This window comes from Mycobacterium sp. NGS49 (assembly GCF_059812565.1).
In genome coordinates, this window is the sequence record NZ_JCALCX010000044.1 from 1 (window position 1) to 19,981 (window position 19,981).

Consider the following 19,981-nt stretch of genomic DNA (forward strand, 5'->3'; position numbering starts at 1 on the left):
GTCCTGGACCCGATGCACCAGAGTCATCGACCCGACCGCACTGACACCCCAGCCCGTCGCCAAAGCACAGACCCTCCTGAGGGTTTCGGGCGGACGCAATGAAGAGAAGCTCCCTGAATCAGGCAGGCGGCCATGACGTGGGCATGGAGTCGATTGATTAGGCAAAGCACTCCGCCGCCCGCATCAGGCCCTGCCAGCGCAGCGACAGGTGGTGCACGAGATGGGTATGCTCCGGTGACGCGGCCCGCGGAGCCACCCCGCGCCGACAGCACTCCCCGGCAGTCTGTGAACGAGTGCAGCGACTACGTGATGTGGGACGCCGCCTATGTGCTGGATTCGCTGTCGGCAGATGACCGCCGTGAATTCGAAGGGCATCTCGGCGGCTGCACGGTATGCCGGAAGGCCGTTGTTGAACTCAGCGATATGCCAGCACTTCTGGCAGTGCTTAACCGTGGCGAGGTGGCCGCGATCGTCGGAGGCTCGCGTTCCGCGGAGAGTCGCACCGTTACGGGCCGGACCTGATGATGTGCATACCCGGCCGGGCACATGCGTGCGCTCCTGCGTCACAGGGCAGGTGGTGCGGGCGTGTCCGGTGATCCAAGTCCACGGCTCGGTGTAGGAGGGTGCAATGGCCAGGGCTTAGGGCCCAAGGCCCCTACCGCGAGCCGCCGAGCGGTCGTTACGTTTGATTTGGGGGAGTTGATTTGCACCTTTTGAATTGCGGTCAATGGAGAGTTATGAAAATGTCCGTTACATCACCCAAGGTCCCGCATTACTTGCCCAACGGGCAGGAAATGCGCTGGGGTGATGACGACGCTATGCATTTCCCGGTCGCCGATCGCAGCATGGTCACCGAACTTCAAGCGCGGCAACCGTTTTGGCAGTCGCGACCGCGAGCCATCCGGATCAGGGCTGCACCAATCGCATCGATGCCACAGAATCACAGGATCGTGGTGTGAGCGCAGTGTGGCGGTCGCATTTCTGGCCGCATCCAGCTGCTGGCTGGCAACAAACTTTGGAGCAGTGATGGATACCGTACTTGGTGTCTCCATGGCACCCTCAAAGGTTCAGATGGTGCTGGTCGAAGGTGAAAACGCTGAGGGTGTGACGGTCGACCAAGAAAACTTCGAGATTGGAGCCAACGACGACGCAGCACCCTCCGCGGGCGTCGACCAGGTTATCTCGGCCATCCTCGGTACCAGAGAAGGCGCCGCCGAGAGTGGCTACCAGCTGCTCACGACCGGGGTCACCTATAGCGACCAATTCGACGCAGCGGCGCTGCGCGATGCGCTGGCCAGTCGCAAGATCGAGAACGTCATGTTGGTCTCGGCGTTTCTGGCTGCGGCCGCTTTGGCGCAGACGGTTGGCAACGCGACCGGAGACACCCACACCGCGCTGCTCTTCGTCGAGCCCGATACCGCGACGTTGGCGGTGGTTGATACCGCCGACGGTTCTATAGCCGATGTGCACCGACGACCGCTGCCGGAAGACGATGACGAGGCCATGGCTGAGCTGGTTCGGCTAGTTTCGGATGCTGAGGGGCTGGACGAACATCCGGACGGTGTGTTCGTGGTCGGCTCTGGCGTGGATGTCCCGATGATCAAACCGGCACTGCAGACCGCGACCTCACTTCCGTTGTACGCACCCGAGGAACCGGAGACGGCCCTCGCCCGCGGCGCGGCGCTGGCGTCGGCGCACGCACCGTTGTTCGCGTCGTCCACTGCAGCGATGGCTTATGCTCAGGATCCAGATTCCGGTCTGTTGGACCCGTATGCGATTGCGCCGGCGTCGATTTCCGTCGCGGACAGCGTGGGGCCGGTTGACGAGGGCGTCGCCTACAGCGCGGTCGCGGACGACGAAGCCGACACCCATACGGCCGTCCGGGGACAGGAAAACTCGATTACCGGCGCGTTGGCCGACACCGGTGCTGATCCCGATGAGCAAGGGCGCAAGTTGATTTGGCTGCCTGGGAGCGCTTTCATTGCGGTCTTCGTGGTCGGGGTCGTCGCGCTGGTGATGGCGCTGGCGATCAGCATCCGGCCCGTGAACAATCAGCAGCCCAGCCCCGGCCAGAACATGGTCACCCCGACGAAGCAGGCGCCACCAGTGCCGGCAGCTCCAGCCCCGGCGGCCCCGGCTCCGGCTGTTCCAGCCCCGGCGGCTCCGGCTCCTGAGGTTCCGGTCCCCGCTGCTCCGGCTCCCGCTCCGGTGCCGGTAGCTCCCGCTCCAGAGGTTCCAGTCCCGGCGGCTCCGGTTCCGGCTCCGGTGCCGGTGGCTCCCAGATCCCCGCCCCCCTTACCCGTGCCGCCCATCATCGTCCCGCTGCCACCGATCTTTGGTCCTCCCGGGCATGGAGGTGGGGGCCGCGGCGGTGGGGACCGCGGTGGCGAAGGCCACGGTGGTAAAGGCCGTGGGGGAGGCGGATTGATCCCGGGAATACCGGGCCTGCCCGGATTCATGGATTGATTTGCCAACCAGCTAGCGGAAGGTGGTAAGCGCTCTATCGCGTGGCTCTGTGCCGCGCTGCCGCCGCGTACCGGCGACGGCCGCTCCGTGGTTTCCTGTCGAGGAGACGATGGCGGTGGAGACGCCCGCCGCTGCCGCCTTGGTCACGGCGACTGCAGCAAGTCGCGGAGGACATCGTGCGCAAACTGCGTCGGGCAGATGAGCTTGCCGCCGAGGGCAAGACTGGCGAGGAGATCGCTGCCGAGCTGGCGGTCTCGCCGGCCACGCGGTACAACTGGCGGCGCGCCTACGGCGGGATGGACACCGATGCCGCTAAGGAAGTCAAGGAGGTGCGCGAGCGGAAATCCCGACTGAAGCGGCTGCTGGCCGAGGGCGAACTCGAGAAGGAGGCCTGCGGGGAGGTCGCGAAGGGAAAGTTCTGAGCCCAGCTGCCAAGCGCCGCGCCGTGGACATGCTCAAGGACACGTTGACCATGTCGGAGCGGTTGGCGTGCAAGGCCGTTGGCTGGCCCGCTCCACCTACCGCCGGCTACCGTTGGCGCAGGCCTCGACCGACCCGGACGCCGAAATGCGGGCCCGGGTGCGCTCCTACGCCACGAAACACCCTTCCATGGCTTTCCGGCGTGCCTGGGCGGCGCTGCGCTACGAGGAGCGCCTGAGGTCAACAAGAAGAAGGTCCACCGGCTGTGGCGCGAGGAGGGCTTGCAGGTCCAGATCCCGGTCGGGCCGGGGTGTCCTCGGTCCCGCCGGTGGTGGCGGATGCGCCAAACGTGGTGTGGGCGATCGATTTTTAGTTCGATTCCACCACTGACGGCAAGGCCATCAAGATCGCCTCGATGATTGACGAGCACACCCGTGAGTCGCTGCTGAACATCGTGGAGCGTTCGATCACCGCCGAACGCCTCGTGGCCGAACTCGAGACGGCGTTCACGGTGGCGGGCGGCCCGCCGAAGGTCCTGCGGATGGGCAACGGCCCGGAGCTGGTTTCCCAAGCGCTGCAACGGTTCTGCGAGAACAAGACCGGCTTGGTCCACATTCCACCGGGCTGTCCTTGGGTCAACGGCCGTATCGAATCGTTCAACAACCGGCTACGCGAGGAGTGCCTCAACCGCAACCACTGGAACACCCTGTTCGAGGCCCGCGTGATTATCGGCGACTTCAAGCGCGAACACAATCACCGACACCGCCATTCGGCGCTGGGCTACCGTACGCCGGCCGAGTACGCTGCGGCATGCAGGCACACCCATACCTCGGTGGCCTGCGAGATCAACTGAATCCGAATCAAACAAACCCGACTCTAAAACCGAGTGGACTCAGTAACGGGACTCGCCACTAGTACTGGACAAGAGGTGCCAGCCAGCGGCTGAATCACCGATCTCCATTTCCATTGCCGACAGTTGCGTCTGGTGGTTGAGCATGGTTGCCGGCCGGTGGGGCGGTCCTGGCCCAGCGGGTAACGGTCATAGCGCGATTCCCGTTTCGCCCTCGCCCCCGTGAATACCCACTACGGGTACGGATATGCCCGAAGTAGCGGACCTCAGCCACGTGTTAGAGCAGAAAGATATGCGTCATGAGTTTGACGGGCAAGCGAGTCGGTGTCACACACGACGTACAACCCGGTTGGATGACCACGCATCCACGCGCCTTACCAATTAGTGACAGCCCTGTGGTATTGAGGACAACGCGCGCAAATATGGACCGACTTGTTGTTGCATCCGGTGCCAAACCCGGCGATCAAGTGCTCGACCTCGGTTGCGGTACTGGCTATTTCGCGCGATCGTCTCGCCGGTAGTGGGCTCATTCGGTAGTGTGGTCGGATCGATCCACTGCAGCCGCTGCTGGACTATGCCGCTGCGCACAGCCCAGCTAACTGCACACTTCGTCCCGCAAGCGCCTCAGACCTACCTTTCGGCGACGAATCGTTCGACCTAGTGGTGTCGAGCCTCACCTTTCACCACATCGAGTTCGAGCAGCGTGCCGATTCCGTGCCGGAAACGTGTTGTCTTAAAACCAGGTGGGCGGGCGTTTATCGCCGCCCGAGCCCACCCACCCGGGGGCGCCTCCGGCTCCACCGAGACCTCCGCCAGCGCTATTAAGCGCGGGCTGCAGCACCGATCCGCCGGTCCCACCGGACCCACCGGTGCCGGCGAACTGGCCGCCCGTCCCGCCGCTTCCGCCCGCGCCGCCCGAGCCGGCGAAGCTGGCACCGCCGTCGCCGCCGGACCCGCCGGCACCCAGCACCGAGCCACCGATGGTGCCGGACCCGCCGCCGAATATCGAACCGCTGATGCCCGCGGCCCCACCGGTTCCGCCCGCACCACCGATGTCCCCGACGCCGCCGACCCCGCCGGTACCGCCGCCGGCACCAACCAGGCCACTGAGTGCCCCGCCGGCCCCGCCGTTCCCGCCGGCGCCGCCCCGCAGTCCCGCGTTCGTCGAAGCAGCCATGCCGCCGGTGCCGCCGGTACCGCCAGAACTTAGGAGCCCGCCGGTTCCGCCGGCCCCGCCGCCCCCGCCGTTGCCGTCAACCGCACCACCGACTCCACCGGCCCCGCCGCCCCCGGCGTTGCCGAAGAACAAGCCGCCGTTGCCGCCCTGTCCGCCCGATCGGCCGACACCGGTTGCGCCGAACCCGCCGGCCCCGCCAGTGCCTCCGCTTCCCAACAGCGTGGCGGCCCCGCCCGCTCCACCGGGAATTCCGTTCGCGCCCGATCCGCCGGCACCGCCGTCGCCGAGCAACCAGCCGCCCGCACCGCCGGCAGCACCGCTACCTGCGGCGCCCGGCGCGCCGTTGCCGATCAGCGGACGCCCGGTCAGCGCCACGCTGGGCGCGTTGATGACACTGAGCGCCGCCGCGGGCAGCAACAAACCATTGGCGCCGGTGGCGCCGTTGGCCCCAGCAGGTGCGCCGAGACCGCCTATCCCGCCGTTGCCGCCGAGCCCGAACAGCACGGCCCGGCCGCCGGCTCCGCCCGCACCACCAGCGAAGGTAGGAGCGCCCTGGGCGCCGGCGCCACCGGCTCCGCCGCTGCCGACCAGCAAGGCACCGGCACCGCCGTTGCCGCCCGCCCCGCCGGCGCCGGTCGAGGCAAATCCGCCGACCCCACCGGTGCCACCGAAACCGAACAGGCCCGCGTCACCGCCGAGCCCCCCATGACCGCCGATGGCGCCGCCGGAGCTGCTGCCGCCGGCCCCACCGGCCCCGCCGGAGCCCAGCAGCCAACCGGCGTGCCCGCCAGTGCCGCCGGCGCCGCCGTTGCCGGCGAAGCTGGCGCCGCCAGTTCCGCCGGTGCCGCCGCTGCCGCCGCCACCGAACAGCAGACCACCAGCACCGCCCGCCCCGCCGGTACCGCCGGTGACGCCGACCCCGCCCGCCCCGCCGGCCCCACCGCCGGCGCCGATCAGCCCGGCAAGCAGCCCACCGGACCCGCCGGCCCCGCCGACCCCGCCCGCCCCGGTCGCCGCGAATCCGCCGGTTCCTCCGGCCCCGCCGGCGCCGAACAGACCGCCCGCGCCCCCGGCGCCGCCGGCGCCGGCGGTCCCGGCCGCCGCGTATCCGCCGGCCCCGCCCGCGCCGCCAGTGCCGAGCAGCCACCCGCCTCGCCCGCCCGGACCACCGGCACCCCCGATGCCGCCGGCCCCGCCGGCTCCACCGGTGCCGATCAATCCCGCATCCCCGCCGGCCCCGCCACCGTAACCGAACGGGGGACCGGCCGCACCCGAGCCGCCCGCCCCGCCGTCACCGATCAGCCACCCGCCGGCACCTCGGTTGGCTCCGGTGCCGGGTGCCCCGTTGGCGCCGTTGCCGATCAGCGGACGCCCGGTCAAGGCGAGCACCGGCGCGTTCACCGCGTCCACCGCCTCCTGCAGGGTCTGCCCCAAGGTCTGCTCAAACGCCTGCAGCGACAGTCCGTTGACGGCCTCGGCGGCCGCGTATGCGCCCGCACCAGTGCTCAACGCCTGCTGAAATTGCTTCTGGTACAACGCAATTTGAGTGCCCACCGACTGATACGACTGGGCGTAGCCGCCGAACATCTGGGCAATCGCCGCGGACACCTCATCAGCCGCCGCGGCCGCGACCTACGTGGTCGACGGCGCCGCCGATACCGTCGCTCGCCTGATCGACTCGGCGATCCCGTTCAGGTCCGCTGACGCCGCGGTCAGAGCCTCAGGTGCTGCCATAAGAAAGGTCGACATCTGCGGCTCCCGTCAGCCAACGGCACGATTCGATCGGGGTAACTCTATTCACACGGATTGCAAATAGGAACAAGCACTGCGCTGTCGTGTCGTGGCCATTGCAGTCCCCGGAATCGCAGCAGGGTGGGTGCAAACGGTGCATACGGTTGCGTATCGCTGCCCGCATCTGCAGCCCGAGCTATCATGCGGCGATACCTGTTCTGCGACAGTGCTTTCGGAGCGGCCATCGCTGCGCTAATTCCGGAAGTAGTTCGTCGGCGTGGCCTACAAGTCGTTGTTGGTCAACGAGGCAAGAGGCGTTCCGGCCGTCGGACGCAACGCGTACTCAATCGTAAACATCAGGCTGTAGTGGTTGTAGTAGCTCGGTCACGAAGTGCCCCGACAGCATCCCTCCAGAGGTCGCAGCGGCCTGGTTCGGGATGATGACCATCAGGTGTCCTTGGCCCCAAATCCCCGGCCACTGGACCCTCCGACACCGAGCCGTGGACTTGTATCACCGGACACGCCCGCACCACCTGCCCTGCGACGCAGGGGTCGACGAGCGCACACACGTACCCAGCCGGGTATGCACGTCAACAGATCGACCCTGTGCCGGCCCGGTGCCCTAATCTGAACCGGCTCTCAATACATCACGGATCGCCGCAACAACTACATCGGGCCGTTCGACAGGCAGCCACGAGTGGCTCGTTCCGTCGGCAAATACAAGCTCGCCCCTAGGGAACCGCTTGACCAGTGCACAGTTTGCGGCATCCATTTTCGCATACATAGAGCGCGAACGGGCCCGCGACCGCGGCACAATCACCCGCACCGGCACATCCGGCAGTGATACGTGCTCGAGTTCTCGCTTCACCTCGCGCAAATAGCTCGTGTGACGCGGTACGAGCCGTGCCGTCTGCAAAGCTGCCCAAGGATGATTGTCGACATATTGGTAGAACCAGCCCAATCGCGGCTTCGGGATATCCTTCGGCGCCATACGCCGCAACACACGCCGGCCCAAGCTGGTGCTGGGAACCCCCAGCAGCTGGGCAATCCCGAGGATAGACAGCCCTGCGGCAGCCAGGGTCATCCCTACCAACTCGATTAGTCGTGATTCGGTGACCGGCGCAGAGGGATCAAGCAAAACCAACCCGGCTACTTCCTGTGGATGTCGTAAAGCGAACATCTGAGCAACCAATCCGCCCGACGACCACCCCACGATTACTACCGGCGCAGAGCAATGCATTTGGTGGACTACGGTGGCAAGGTCATCAGCCATTTCGGCCACGCTGCCCCGAGGTGGACCATCCGCGTCACCACTACCAAGGCGGTCGTAAGTTAAGACGGTGGCAAATGACGCAACCCACTGTTCCAACACGCCGCCGAACGCGTCGGTCGTTCCTTCACCAGCCCCACCAGCTTCAAGGACGACCGTAGGCCCCTGACCAAGCACACGTCTGTGGGTGACTCGGTCACCCAGATGGACCTGGGTGGTGGTTTGCGTCGGCAGACGATCCCCTCTCGTAGTGGACACAGCTGGTTGTCATTGCCGCGCACACGCTAAACGTGGAAGATGTTTCGGCTCAGTCTAGCGCAGGCTGCTGTCGACGGCCGTACCACCACGGCGTGAAGCGATTCTATGGCTTCGATGGTTTGATGAAGCATCCCCTGCCTGAAGCGCTCGGATTAGTGTCCGTGGCCATGAAAAAGTACCCACTGGTGGCCAAGTCGCGGTATCCACTGGTGGCCAGATAAAAGTATCCACCCCGTGTTCGTCGTGTCGATCAGGAACTGCGGGCCCCGATGGTGACGGTGAAGGCGCCAACCAATTGCCGCCACCACCGGGGAGTTCCATTGAAGTCTGCGAAGGACCGCATGGACATCATTTCTGCCTATCAACAGCTCGGGTCGTACCGAGCCGCCGCCGACTTGTGCGGCACCACCCACAGGACCGTCAAGAAGGTCGTTGATAAGTTCGAAGCCGACCAGGCCGGCGTGCCCCCTACGCCGCGGGTCGAACGGGCCCACAACTACGACGAGGTGGCTGAGCTCGTTGCCGAACGCGTCAAGAAGAGCGAGGGCCGAATCTCAGCGAAGCGACTGCTCCCGAAGGCCCGCGCCGCCGGTTACACGGGCTCTGACCGCAACTTCCGCCGCCTGGTCGCTGATGCGAAAGCAGTGTGGCGCAGCACTAATCATCGTGGACGACGCCCAGCGGTGTGGGAACCGGGTGACTATCTGGTCATCGACTGGGCCCAGGCCGCACCGGGATTGTTCCTGTTCTGCGCAGTGCTGGCGTTCTCCCGGTGGCGGTTCGTCCGGTTCGCCACCGATGAACGAGCATCCACCACGCTGGCGTTGATCGCCGAAACCCTGGCTGCTGCCGGCGGCGTCCCGACGCGGGTGCTCGCCGACCGGATGGCCTGCCTCAAAGGAGGCGTGGTCGCCAACGTCGTCGTCCCCACACCGGACTATGTTCGCCTGGCCAGCCACTACGGCTTCACCCCGGATTTCTGTCATGCCAGCGACCCACAGTCCAAAGGCATCGTGGAACACCTCTGCGGCTACGCCCAGGACGACCTGGCGGTCCCTCTTCTGACCGAGGCCGCCGTGACCGGGGCACCGGTGAGGTTGCGCGATGCGAACATCGCCGCCGAGGCGTGGTGCGGAGAAGTCAACGCAGCGGTGCATTCGGAGATCTGCGCCGTTCCCAACGAACGGCTGATCGCCGAACGTGAAGTGCTGCAACCATTACCGTCACTGCGGCTGCAGATCGGGGCGGCATCGGTGTTGCGTAAAGTCGATCGACTCTCCTGCATCCGGTACGGCTCGGCCCGCTACTCGGTCCCGACCCGATTGATCGGCACCACCGTGGCGGTGGTTGTCGACCACGGCGCAGTCTGTCTGCTGGAGACCGCCACCGGGATGATCGTGGCTGAACACGAACTCGTCGCGCCCGGCGGGGTCTCGATCCTCGATGCCCATTACGACGGACCACGCCCAGCCCCAAGCCGTGGGCCCCGCCCGAAAACCACGGTGGAGAAGCAATTCTGTGCCCTGGGCGAGGATGCCGAGGCGTTTCTGGTCGGCGCGGCGGCGATAGGCAACACCCGCCTGGGTTCGGAGCTGGAGATCCTGCTCGCCCTGGGTGCTGCCCACGGCACCGACGCCCTGGTCGCCGCGTTGCATCGGGCGGTGGCGTTTCGCCGGTTCCGCGCCGCGGACGTGCGTTCCATCCTGGCTGCCGGGACCGGAACACCCCAACCCCGCCCCGCCGGAGATGCCCTGGTCCTGGATCTTCCGGTCGCCTCGACCCGCTCGCTGGAGGCCTACAAGATCGCCCCCGCCGCTGATGGCGGGGTGAGCTCATGACCCCGGCCGCGGTGAAACCAGTCCCACCACCGTCTGTTCCAGAACTCGCAGCGGATCTCGATGCCGGGTTGCGCCGACTCAAACTGGCCGCGATCCGGCGCACCGCACCGGAGGTGCTCCTGACCGCCAAGACACAACGCTGGACGCCGGAGGAGGTGCTGCGCACCCTCGTCGAGACGGAATTGGCTGCCCGGGACGCCTCCAACATCGTCAACCGTCTCAAAGCCGCCGCATTCCCCGTTCCCAAGTCTCTTGAGTCTTTCGACGTGGCTACATCCTCAATCCAGCCGAAGGTGTTCGACTACCTCTCAAGTCTGGAATGGGTTCGGGCGCAACAGAACCTAGCGATGATCGGACCCGCCGGCACCGGCAAATCTCACACCCTGATCGGACTCGGAACTGCCGCGATCCACGCCGGACTCAAAGTCCGCTACTTCACTGCCGCGGACCTCATCGAAACCCTCTACCGCGGCCTGGCCGACAACACCGTGGGCAAGATCATCGAATCCCTCCTCCGAGCTGATCTGATCATCCTCGACGAACTCGGCTTCGCGCCGCTCGATGACACCGGCACCCAGCTGTTGTTCCGGCTCGTCGCCGGCGCCTACGAACGTCGATCCCTAGCCATCGGCTCGCACTGGCCCTTCGAACAATGGGGCCGATTTCTGCCCGAACAAACCACCGCCGTCAGCATCCTCGATCGGCTCCTGCACCACGCCACCGTCGTCCTCACCGACGGTGACTCCTACCGCATGAAAGACGCCCAGCACCGAAAGGAGAACCCCTAACCAACCCCAGAACAACCACACGGGGCGGGTACTTTTACCCGGCCACCAGTGGATACTTCTACTTGGCCATTGACAATTAGCCTCGGGGACAGCGCATTCCTTATGTGCGGGTGTCGAAGTTTGTGGCAGAGGCACTGGCAGTGGATATCGCTGTCCAGTTGCTGCTCCAACACGAAATGGGCTGCCTCGGCGACTTCAACTTCGGGCTGTCCACACCGATCTGGGAACACGCCATGCGCACCTTCACATTCGACCACAACCGCCGGGTTCGCATCTAACGCAGTATGCGCCTAAACCGAATTTCCCGGCTTATTAAGCCGCGCTAGTTAGGGGCGCATGTCCATTCCGACGAATTAACTTCGCGCCTCCCGAGCTCAAACGCGGAATCGGCACGGTCAACACCTTCACCGCTCCATCGTCCGCCAGCTTGGGGTCAGCGCAATCAGAGGTAAACCTGGGCCTGGAAATCCGCCGGTGAGCGGCAAACAAGGGCCAGCGCGCCGCCCTGGCCTTCACCAATTCCACCATGATGTGTCACCCAATGCACCTGCGCGGTCACACCTTTCAGGTCATCAAACCCAGCGGCTCCCTGGGCGCCCGCAAGGACACCGTCATCGTGCTGCCTCGCCAAAACTCCACGCAGTGCTGATTGCATCCTTTCAAGCCGCGCCCCACCAGGGCCGGCAGTAGCCATGCTGCCTCACTCGACCCACCCGGGTCACGGCATAACGTAACAACACGAGGTAACTGCACCTATGAACTTAAGGATCTGCCCTGAACTCGACGGCCTCAGCACTCGGTCAAGTCCAGGGACGTGGTGTACGACGTCGTTCGTGTGATTCCTCGTTGGGACGGTTTTAGGCGGTCAGTGCCGCGGGGGTGTCCTCCTGTTCGGTTGGGGTGTGGTTGACGGCACGTGATTTGCTCAGGACGTCGAGGCCTAGGTAGCGCCGGGATTCGGCCCATTCGTCGTGTTGTTCAGCTAGCACGGCGCCGACGAGACGGATCAGGGCGGTGCGGTCGGGGAAGATGCCGACGACGTCGGTACGTCGGCGGATTTCCTTGTTCAGCCTTTCCTGGGGATTGTTGGACCAGATTTGACGCCAGATCTGCTTGGGGAACGCGGTGAACGCCAGCAGATCCGCCCGCGCGGATTCGAGGTGTTCAGCCGTCTTTGGCAGCTTGCCATCGAGCGCGTCGATGATGCGGTCGTACTGTGCAGCAACGGATTCGGCGTCGGGTTGGTCGAACACCGAATGCAACAGGGTCTTCACCCACGGCCACGACGCCTTCGGCGTAACGGCCATCAGATTGGTCGTGTAGTGCGTCCTGCACCGCTGCCACGTCGCCCCGGGCAGCGTGGCACCGATCGCGGCGACCAGCCCGGCGTGTGCGTCGGAGGTGACCAGTTTGACCCCGGACAGCCCGCGGGCGGTCAGCGACCGCCAGAACGTCAGCCAGCCCGCCCCGTCTTCAGCCGTGGTGACATCGATGCCGAGGATTTCGCGGTAGCCCTCGGCGTTGACCCCGACCGCGATCAGGGCGTGCACGTTGACCACCCGTCCACCTTCGCGGACTTTGAGTACCAGGGCGTCGGCGGCCACGAACGTGTACGGGCCGGCATCCAGCGGTCGAGTACGGAAGGCTTCGACGGCAGCGTCGAGCTCCTTGGCCATGACGCTGACTTGGGATTTCGACAGGCTGGTGATGCCCAGCGTCTCGACCAGCTTGTCCATCCGCCGCGTCGAGACACCGAGCAGGTAGCAGGTCGCGACCACCGTCGTCAGGGCTCGCTCAGCGCGTTTGCGGCGTTCCAGTAGCCAGTCCGGGAAGTACGAGCCGTGCCGCAGCTTGGGGATCGCGAGATCCAACGACCCTGCGCGAGTGTCGAATTGGCGGTGCCGATAGCCGTTGCGGGAGTTGGTCCGTTCGGCGCTGCGCTCGCCGTATCCGGCGCCGCACAAGGCATCGGCCTCAGCACCCATCAATGTGTGGATGAACGTGGCCAGCAGCTCGCGCAGCACGTCGGGGTGGCAGGTAGTGAGTCGTTCGGCAAGCATGGCGGGCAGGTCGATATTGTGGGCAGTGGTCATCGCGTCGATTCCTTTGCTCGAGTGACTTTGGTCGGTCTCTCGAAGAATCACGCGATGACCTTCAATCATTCGGCTACGACACGCCGGACATCCTGGTCAGGTCCGGGACTCGTACACCACTCTGCTGGACGCAACCCAGCACTCAGCTCGTACCAGCCCCATCCGAGTGCCAAGTGCCTGGAGGCATAGGGAGCTTTGGCCCGTTACCGAACTCGTCCTCCGCAAGCGTGGTCATGCCTCCCGCCGCAGTGCCCGCTTCCCTGCTTGCTGTGCCGGCGAATCCTAGAGTTTCGGCGCCTTGATCCGAAAAAGCGGTTGACGGCGTCGATTCACCACTCGGTGGCGCGCCCCAGTCCGAGTCGACGTCGACGCTCATGTTCGTAAACTCATCGTTGTGGTCGTGCACCGCCGCACGCCGACGTCGACGTGCCCGCGAACGCGCAGCCGCGCCGGCTGCTGCCGCAGCGACATCGGGCTCCGGCGCCTTCTTCTTCGCGGCGGCGCGGGCGCTGGTACTCATGCCCGATCCGTACCCGACGCCGGGGCCACCACCCACCAGAAATGAAATGCCAGGGTGGAATCGACTAAGTAGAGCTGGCTTTTTCGCCCGCCGATACCACGGTTTCAGGGGTGCGCTCGGCACCAGCCAGCGGCAGGGTGACGGTGAACGCGGCGCCTTCGCCGATGCCGTCGCTGGCCGCGGCGACGCGTCCGTTGTGGGCCTCGACCAGCGCCTTGACGATGGCTAGTCCGATTCCGCCTCCGCCGTAGCCCCGATCGCGCGCGAGATCGGCTCGATAAAACCGTTCGAACACATGGGGTAGGTGTTCGGCGGGGATGCCTTCACCGCTGTCGACGACCGAAACCCTGCAGTCAGCGCCGTCCACAGCCGCGCGGACTTCCACGCGTCCCCTCGGCGGCGTGTGGCGCAGCGCGTTGTCGAGCAGGTTGCTAAGGACCTGAGAGAGCCGTTGCGGGTCCCCCCACAGCGGGGGCAGGTTCGCAGGTAACGTGACGACTAGATCGACGTGTTTGCTCCGATAGCGTTCCTGCATGGCCGTCACGGAAGCATCGATCAGTTCGCGTACGTCGATGCAGCTAAAGGCCATCGAGTAGGCACTCTCTTCGGCTTGGGCGAGTGCAGAAGTGTCTTCGGAAAACCGCACTAGCCGGCGGGTCTGGTCGCGCAGCATCGCTTTGGTCTGCGGGGTCAGCGACCGCACCCCGTCTTCGAGCGCGTCCACATAGGCGTCCAGCACTGAGGCGGGGGTGCGGATCTCGTGGGCCAGGTCGCCGAACAACTGGCGCCGGGTAGCGTCGACAGTCTGTAGCCGGGCTGCCATCTGGTTGAACGAGTCAACGAGTGTGTCGAAATCCTCGTCAAGGCGGGTAGGCGAAACCCGGATGTCGTATCGACCGCGGGCGACCTCGGTCGCAGCGGCGGCGACCTCAGTGACCGACCGTTGCAGCCGGCGGCTGATATACCAACTGACCGCCAGCGCCATCAACGCGGAAACAGCAAGGGCGCCGCCGACGGCCACGGCGGTGGCCGATCGGTAGGCATGGTCGGCATGTATTTCCAGGAAAGAGTTGACGGGCACCTGTCCATGCATGTGCTTATGGAAAAGCGGCGGTCCGACGACGGCGGCAATTGCCCAGGTGGCGGCTGCACCCGCGGCGAGCACTAGTGCCTGGGCAAGCAGCAGGCGCAACCCGATGCCGGGCCGGCGCAAGAATCGGCGCGGCTTGGCGCCCGGTGTGGTGTTATCACTCATTGTCCCATTCCCATCCGATGTTCGACGCCAGCCGCGGGCGATGGTCGATCGCGGCCTAAGTGCTCGTCGCCGGGTTCGCTCGCTGTGTGCGAAGGACCTTGCCGAGCCAGTCTGGACGAGGTGATCTTTCCTCCCCAAGGTCTACGCGGGTCAACCTGTTGTCGTGATGTGAGAGGTGACTCGGTCGACTGCCCTTCTGCGTCGCAGTCTAGGACTTTCGGCATTCCGCGGGAGTCAAGTTGGGTCTAGGCAAGAAGTGCACGAAGGCGACATACCGAAATGACTGCCGGCTAGTCGGCCGTGACCTCGGTGCCGGCATCCCCGCTCCATGGTTGCACTATGCGCGGTCGGCGCAGCATCGCGACAATGCGGGCGACGAGTTCGCGGGGCCTGAAGGGCTTGGTCACATAGTCGTCGGCGCCGACCGACAATCCGATCAGTGTGTCGGTCTCGCTGTCGCGGGCAGTCAGCATCACAACATAGGCATCGGAGAAGGTGCGTAGCTGGCGGCAGGTTTCTATGCCGTCCATTCCCGGCAAGCCCAAATCAAGGACAACGACATCAGGGTGAAACGCACGGGCCAAAGTGAGCGCATCGGATCCGTCGTGAGCGATACATACTTCGAACTGCTCATGCTCAAGATAACTGGCGACCACTCCGGCTAGCGAAACTTCGTTGTCGACCACCAATGCCCGATGGCCTGCGCCGGTCAGTGAAGTCTGCGGCACTGTTTCCATCCGTCCATAATGCCTGCTGCGATCATGCTGTATCAGATTTCCGGGACTTGAGCGATGTCGAGAGAATCTTCGCACGTTCTGCACTGGTGTCGCGGCGATCGTCCACTTCGACCCGGCCCTGATGGTGTCCTCGAATTGTCGGGTCAATCCTTCTGCCCCGCGGGCTCTCATCGCCCTGACCGCTGCGGCTCCGGTTTCACCTCATCGGTGAGATCACTCGCGCAATACTCTGGGGGGTTAACTTCGCATCAGTGATGCGCGATAAGTGCACCACCCTTATCGCCACATCATCGTGATCATCGTGTTGGTGCGCCGCGCCCGCGCAATCCCTCAAAAACTTGCGCCTCTTGCGCCTTGCGCAAGGATGCTTGGCGGCGCGCACTCTCAGCGCTCGCCTCGATGACGTCCCGACCGACGGCCGGAGTCGGTTCAAACCGCTTACGTCGAGCCGTGCGTTCTTTCGCAACACGTGGGACTTCATGTAAGTTGCTGGTTCGAAATGCACAGCCCTGGTGTGCGTTCCGTTTTTTGGGTCGCGGTGCTGTTACAGTCAGGTCATTGTAAGTTTCAGCGGCACCCCGACGAGCCTTCGCCTGAGGTCCATCGTTCTCGTGTTCGGTGCGGCGGTGGTACTTGTTTTGGGCGCCAGAGTCGCCGTGCCCTGGTGTGAAGCCTCCCAGGTCCATTCACATCGCTCGGTATCGGCATCTGCGGATCATGTTGTCGAGCTCGCCAGTCACGACCAGATTCAGCATGAATCACACTGTTCGTTGAACATATCTGCTGCCGCGGTCCTACCGCGAATTGCGCCGCTGGCCGGTTCCTATCTCATCGCCATGGCGGGCATCGCCATTGCCGGGTGGCTGGCGGCCATGGTGTCGCCAACGATGCGGCCGCCGCCTGGTCGGCTCGCTGCGTCGTTGACCGGCCAACAGATCTCGTCCAGGTTGTGCATCACTCGTCGCTGACCGGTCATCGTCAGACCGGTGGCTCTGCTGCCATCACGGTCGGTGACTGCTGTCATTGTCAGCTGCCGCGCTACGCCGCGGCTTTCACGCAGAAGCGACGATCACATGAATTCTGCCTCACCTCCTGAGAACAACCGACCTCTAGCATCTCAACCTGTTGCGTTGGGCACACAGGGACGGGCGAATACGATTGTCGGCACCACGCCGGTGTTGCGGGTGTCCGCGCCCTTTAGTGAACCGGACCGCGGCTTCTGGGCCAAGCTTGAGGGACTTAATCCCGGTGGTATGAAGGACCGCCCCGCGCTGCACATGGTGGAACAAGCTCGCGCGCGCGGAGACCTGCTGCCCGGTGCGCGAATCGTCGAATCCACCAGCGGCACCATGGGCTTGGGTTTGGCGCTGGCCGGGACCGTGTACAGGCATCCGGTCACCGTGGTCACCGATCCCGGCATGGAGCCAATCATCGAGCGCATGCTCACTGCCTACGGCGCCCACCTCGATCTGGTCGCCGAGCCTCATCCGGTCGGTGGGTGGCAACAGGCGCGAAAGAATCGGGTCGCCGAGCTGTTGGCCGAATATCCGCATTCCTGGTATCCCGACCAGTACAACAACCCCGACAACGTGGACGCTTACCGACCGTTGGCCTTAGAACTTATATCCCAACTAGGAAATGTTGACGTGCTGGTGTGCTCGGTGGGAACCGGTGGACATTCGGCGGGGGTGTCGCGGGTGCTGCGCGAATACAACCCTGACCTGAAGCTGATCGGCGTGGACACCATCGGCTCCACCATTTTCGGGCAACCCGCCGCCAGCCGACTGATGCGCGGCCTGGGGTCAAGCATTTATCCCGGGAACGTGGACTATCCAGCCTTTAACGAAGCACACTGGGTTGCCCCTGCAGAGGCGGTATGGGCATGTCGTGCCCTGGCTTCGACCCAGTACGTCAGCGGCGGCTGGAGTGTGGGCGCGGTCGCACTTGTCGCGGGCTGGGCCGCCCGAACACACCCGCGCGGCACCACCATCGCCGCGGTATTCCCGGACGGGCCGCAACGCTACTTCGACACCATCTATAACGACGATTACTGCCGCGAGCACGCTGTGCTCGACGTCGAGCCGCCAAGCGAACCTGCGGTCATCAGTCACCCCACCGAACGCGTCGTGCAGTCCTGGACCCGCTGCCCCGTCGTCATCGACCCGGCCGCCGGCAAGCGTTGATGGGCGTCATCGGCCGACGGCTCGGCCACAAACCACTGATTGTGGCCGGTCTGCTTGCTTCGCGCAGCGGGATTCGCGCTACTGGCCTTCGCCCAGTCTCTGCCGATCGTTCTCATCGCCCCGGTAGCAACAGCTTCGCAGGCGCCCTGTTCAATCCCGCAATGCGCGCCTACCTTGTCGCCGATGCTGGTGGGCGGCGGTTGAAAGCGTTTGCACTGTTCAACTCTTTGACCAGGCGGGGCTTCTGCTCGGCCCACTGGTGGGTGTCGCGTTGATGGTGCTCGACTTTCGCATCACCGCACTGGTCGCCGCGATCGTTCTCGCGGCGCTGACCCGACTGGTATCAACTGCTTGAATCTGTGTACCCTTTACCGACGCGTTGATCGCCGATGTCGACGGGGTGTAGCACCCGGCCGATTTCAACGACCGCCTGGTGCTTAGGTTGGAGGGGACGATGTCGAAGGCCGAATTGCATCTGATCCGGTCGCGGCTGACCGCGGGACTCAAACACAAGGGTCGCGCCCGGTGGAGTGGTGTATGTCGAGCCGGCGGTTCGCCTGAGCGCTCTGTGGTTTTCACTATGCCGTGAGAGCGGCTGCGGCTGCAACGGTTTTCGCTCGGTTTGTCGGCTGTTGTCGAGTAGTGCGAGGGTGGGTTCGGAGAGGTAGCGCTTGTCGGCGACTTGCCATTCGTCGTGGGCCTCGACGGCTACGGAGCCGGCCAAGCGCAACAGTGCGGCTGGGTTGGGGAAGACGCCGACCACATCAGTTCGGCGCTTGATCTCCTTTGAGCCGCTCTTGGGTTATCTGGAGTCCGTTTGGTGGCGTCTTCGATGTCCGACACGCGGGGGTGGGATCGCTCTTTCTGCGTGCTGGACGTGATTATGTGCAGGTGTCCAGGAGGACTGGTTCGGCTTTTTGGCCGAGCGTCGGCTGGACTGGCGGGCCGTGCGACTCGATGATGTCAGAGAGTTCGTGGCCTGGCTGCGATTGCCGCTACAAGCCCGCGACGGGCGGGTCGCGGTGTTGCCGTCGCCGCCGCATCGTTGCGCGGAATTCATTGTCAATCGCAAGCTTTCGGCGGTCAATGCGTTCTATACCCGCGCCGCACGCGATGGGGTGGACGTCGATGAGCTGTTGACGTCGTGGCAGGTCGGCGGGGGCGCGGCGGGTGGAAGCCGTTCCTGCATCACATCAGCAAGAACGTGCCAAAGCCGCGGCGGGTGATCGCATTGAAGACGCCGAAGAAACTGCCGCGGGTGCTCACCCCTGAATCGCAGTGACTGGCTGGTGGTTGTTGGCGAGGATGCAAGCTTGGTCGACGCGAGATGGTAGGTCGTTCATCCGGTTTCGGCCTGTGCGATCGCGGCGTCGAGTCGTTCGATGAGCTTGCGGTGGCGGTGTGCTTCGCTTATCCAGCCGCGTTGTTCGCGTCTTTGGCGAGGGTTTCGGTGTCGGTGCGTTGGGCGGCGAGGACGGGCAGGTAGCTGGTGTCGGTGCGGAAGTTGGGACAGTGCTCGCAGATGTTGGCGTAGGTGCAGGCGCCTTGGATGTCGAATTGGCCACTCTGAGCTGGGTGCACTGGCACAACACCAGCCGACTGCACGGCTACCTCGACGACGTACCTCCAGCGGAGTTCGAGGCCACGTTCTACGCTTCGAAACGGACCGACCAGCCCCTGGTCGAAATCCAATAGGTTCGAGCCTCCATAAGAACCAGGGCGATTCAAATGGCTTATGCGCCAATGCTTTTAGCGAGCATTGACCTTTCCCGCTGGAACGCCGACGAACTCGCCGCGATCACCCCCGCCCTCAACAACGACTACGCAAGTCCTTTGCGTGGCGCACCCCTGCGGAAGCGTTCACCGATCACCTACACTCGCTTCACCAACTGGGCGTTGCGACCACCGATTGAATCCGTCGAATCCGTCTCGGCCGCGTCGGAGTGCAAGATCGTGGCAACAGGACACCACAGGTTTACGGCGTGACCCAAGGCGGCGACGGAGCGCGTTCATGGCCAATCCGCGCAGCGGCGATGAACTTGGCTTCGCTGGATTGATCAGGCCATCGCCCGGCACTCTTGAGCGCAGCGGCGACAAGACTCTGCGCAGGCCCGGCAGTGATCGTTGTCGTGCTTGTCGCACTCGGCCGCGCAGGCATCACAAATGTCTGCGCACAACTGGCACAACTGAGTCGCCCAACGCGAACCGCGGGACACCAGCGTCACACACGCCGCGCAAATTGCTGCGCAGTCCAGGCATAACCGGACGCAGTCGGCCATCTCCGCCTCGTTGACGCAACAGTTTGCGCACGCCTCGCACGCCGCCTGACACTCCGCGCATGCATCCAGACAGGCCTGGTTTGCCGCTACCGCCATGACAAAATCTCGTCCCTCGT

Annotated in this window: 15 protein-coding genes and 9 pseudogenes; 14 read left to right on the plus strand and 10 right to left on the minus strand. The window is 64.7% G+C overall.

Annotation, left to right across the window (positions count from 1 at the left end; translation table 11 throughout):
- Nucleotides 1–309: 309 nt before the first annotated feature.
- The 4 genes and pseudogenes from AC5Y7D_RS27820 (at nucleotide 310) to AC5Y7D_RS27835 (ending at nucleotide 4,561) form a co-directional block, all read left to right on the plus strand.
- Nucleotides 310–522, plus strand: coding sequence for an anti-sigma factor family protein (locus AC5Y7D_RS27820; RefSeq protein ID WP_499929179.1), 213 nt, complete (start codon nucleotides 310–312; stop codon nucleotides 520–522).
- Between the two features lie 504 nt (nucleotides 523–1,026).
- Nucleotides 1,027–2,466, plus strand: coding sequence for a DUF7159 family protein (locus AC5Y7D_RS27825; protein ID WP_499929181.1), 1,440 nt, complete (start codon nucleotides 1,027–1,029; stop codon nucleotides 2,464–2,466).
- Nucleotides 2,467–2,597: 131 nt separating this feature from the next.
- Nucleotides 2,598–3,739, plus strand: a pseudogene (locus tag AC5Y7D_RS27830) (IS3 family transposase).
- A 552-nt stretch (nucleotides 3,740–4,291) separates the two neighbouring features.
- A complete protein-coding gene (locus AC5Y7D_RS27835; protein WP_499929217.1) occupies nucleotides 4,292–4,561 on the plus strand; it encodes a class I SAM-dependent methyltransferase in 270 nt (89 codons plus the stop codon).
- Here the strand turns inward: AC5Y7D_RS27835 and AC5Y7D_RS27840 are convergent.
- From AC5Y7D_RS27840 to AC5Y7D_RS27850, 3 genes and pseudogenes are all read right to left on the minus strand, one after another.
- Nucleotides 4,470–6,449, minus strand: coding sequence for a PGRS repeat-containing protein (locus AC5Y7D_RS27840; protein WP_499929219.1), 1,980 nt, complete (start codon nucleotides 6,447–6,449; stop codon nucleotides 4,470–4,472). The genes AC5Y7D_RS27835 and AC5Y7D_RS27840 overlap by 92 nt on opposite strands.
- Nucleotides 6,438–6,662, minus strand: a pseudogene (locus tag AC5Y7D_RS27845) (PE family protein); the annotation flags it as partial. The pseudogene AC5Y7D_RS27845 and the gene AC5Y7D_RS27840, both read right to left, overlap by 12 nt.
- A gap of 604 nt (nucleotides 6,663–7,266) precedes the next feature.
- Nucleotides 7,267–8,172, minus strand: a complete 906-nt coding sequence (locus tag AC5Y7D_RS27850; RefSeq protein ID WP_499929183.1) for an alpha/beta fold hydrolase — start codon at nucleotides 8,170–8,172, stop codon at nucleotides 7,267–7,269.
- A gap of 320 nt (nucleotides 8,173–8,492) precedes the next feature.
- On the opposite strand from AC5Y7D_RS27850, the gene istA reads away from it, so the two are divergent.
- The 4 genes and pseudogenes from istA to AC5Y7D_RS27870 form a co-directional block, all read left to right on the plus strand.
- On the plus strand, nucleotides 8,493–10,010 hold the full coding sequence (gene istA, locus AC5Y7D_RS27855; protein WP_499929185.1) for an IS21 family transposase: 1,518 nt from the start codon (nucleotides 8,493–8,495) through the stop codon (nucleotides 10,008–10,010).
- Nucleotides 10,007–10,798 carry an IS21-like element helper ATPase IstB gene (gene istB / locus AC5Y7D_RS27860; RefSeq protein ID WP_499929187.1) on the plus strand — a complete coding sequence of 264 codons (792 nt, stop codon included), beginning with the start codon at nucleotides 10,007–10,009 and terminating at the stop codon, nucleotides 10,796–10,798. Before istA ends, istB begins: the two co-directional genes overlap by 4 nt.
- Nucleotides 10,799–10,938: 140 nt before the next feature.
- The gene (locus tag AC5Y7D_RS27865; RefSeq protein ID WP_499929189.1) at nucleotides 10,939–11,076 is read left to right on the plus strand and encodes a hypothetical protein; all 138 of its coding nucleotides are present in this window, start codon (nucleotides 10,939–10,941) and stop codon (nucleotides 11,074–11,076) included.
- A 215-nt stretch (nucleotides 11,077–11,291) separates the two neighbouring features.
- A pseudogene (locus AC5Y7D_RS27870) lies at nucleotides 11,292–11,447 on the plus strand (multicopper oxidase domain-containing protein); the annotation flags it as partial.
- 208 nt (nucleotides 11,448–11,655) lie between these two features.
- On the opposite strand, the gene AC5Y7D_RS27875 reads toward AC5Y7D_RS27870, so the two are convergent.
- The 4 genes and pseudogenes from AC5Y7D_RS27875 to AC5Y7D_RS27890 form a co-directional block, all read right to left on the minus strand.
- Nucleotides 11,656–12,891, minus strand: a complete 1,236-nt coding sequence (locus AC5Y7D_RS27875; RefSeq protein ID WP_499929191.1) for an IS256 family transposase — start codon at nucleotides 12,889–12,891, stop codon at nucleotides 11,656–11,658.
- A 142-nt stretch (nucleotides 12,892–13,033) separates the two neighbouring features.
- On the minus strand, nucleotides 13,034–13,411 hold the full coding sequence (locus tag AC5Y7D_RS27880) for a PPW family C-terminal domain-containing PPE protein (RefSeq protein ID WP_499929193.1): 378 nt from the start codon (nucleotides 13,409–13,411) through the stop codon (nucleotides 13,034–13,036).
- 64 nt (nucleotides 13,412–13,475) lie between these two features.
- Nucleotides 13,476–14,666 carry a sensor histidine kinase gene (locus tag AC5Y7D_RS27885; protein ID WP_499929195.1) on the minus strand — a complete coding sequence of 397 codons (1,191 nt, stop codon included), beginning with the start codon at nucleotides 14,664–14,666 and terminating at the stop codon, nucleotides 13,476–13,478.
- A 341-nt stretch (nucleotides 14,667–15,007) separates the two neighbouring features.
- Nucleotides 15,008–15,403: pseudogene (locus AC5Y7D_RS27890) on the minus strand (response regulator transcription factor); the annotation flags it as partial.
- 656 nt (nucleotides 15,404–16,059) lie between these two features.
- Between AC5Y7D_RS27890 and lpqS the strand changes: the two are divergent.
- From lpqS to AC5Y7D_RS27905, 3 genes and pseudogenes are all read left to right on the plus strand, one after another.
- On the plus strand, nucleotides 16,060–16,371 hold the full coding sequence (gene lpqS, locus AC5Y7D_RS27895; RefSeq protein WP_499929221.1) for a putative copper homeostasis (lipo)protein LpqS: 312 nt from the start codon (nucleotides 16,060–16,062) through the stop codon (nucleotides 16,369–16,371).
- A gap of 105 nt (nucleotides 16,372–16,476) precedes the next feature.
- On the plus strand, nucleotides 16,477–17,586 hold the full coding sequence (locus AC5Y7D_RS27900; RefSeq protein ID WP_499929197.1) for a PLP-dependent cysteine synthase family protein: 1,110 nt from the start codon (nucleotides 16,477–16,479) through the stop codon (nucleotides 17,584–17,586).
- A gap of 2 nt (nucleotides 17,587–17,588) precedes the next feature.
- Nucleotides 17,589–17,920: pseudogene (locus AC5Y7D_RS27905) on the plus strand (MFS transporter); the annotation flags it as partial.
- Between the two features lie 244 nt (nucleotides 17,921–18,164).
- Here AC5Y7D_RS27905 and AC5Y7D_RS27910 read toward each other — a convergent pair.
- Nucleotides 18,165–18,376: pseudogene (locus AC5Y7D_RS27910) on the minus strand (transposase); the annotation flags it as partial.
- Between the two features lie 109 nt (nucleotides 18,377–18,485).
- On the opposite strand from AC5Y7D_RS27910, the pseudogene AC5Y7D_RS27915 reads away from it, so the two are divergent.
- Nucleotides 18,486–18,856, plus strand: a pseudogene (locus AC5Y7D_RS27915) (integrase); the annotation flags it as partial.
- 140 nt (nucleotides 18,857–18,996) lie between these two features.
- On the opposite strand, the gene AC5Y7D_RS27920 reads toward AC5Y7D_RS27915, so the two are convergent.
- The gene (locus AC5Y7D_RS27920; RefSeq protein WP_499929223.1) at nucleotides 18,997–19,173 is read right to left on the minus strand and encodes a hypothetical protein; all 177 of its coding nucleotides are present in this window, start codon (nucleotides 19,171–19,173) and stop codon (nucleotides 18,997–18,999) included.
- On the opposite strand from AC5Y7D_RS27920, the pseudogene AC5Y7D_RS27925 reads away from it, so the two are divergent.
- Nucleotides 19,135–19,281 (plus strand): annotated as a pseudogene (locus AC5Y7D_RS27925) (IS3 family transposase); the annotation flags it as partial. The gene AC5Y7D_RS27920 and the pseudogene AC5Y7D_RS27925 overlap by 39 nt on opposite strands.
- Nucleotides 19,282–19,347: 66 nt before the next feature.
- Nucleotides 19,348–19,499, plus strand: a pseudogene (locus AC5Y7D_RS27930) (IS30 family transposase); the annotation flags it as partial.
- Nucleotides 19,500–19,643: 144 nt separating this feature from the next.
- Here the strand turns inward: AC5Y7D_RS27930 and AC5Y7D_RS27935 are convergent.
- Nucleotides 19,644–19,961: a four-helix bundle copper-binding protein gene (locus AC5Y7D_RS27935; RefSeq protein ID WP_499929199.1), complete on the minus strand. Its 318-nt coding sequence runs from the start codon at nucleotides 19,959–19,961 to the stop codon at nucleotides 19,644–19,646.
- Nucleotides 19,962–19,981 lie beyond the last annotated feature (20 nt).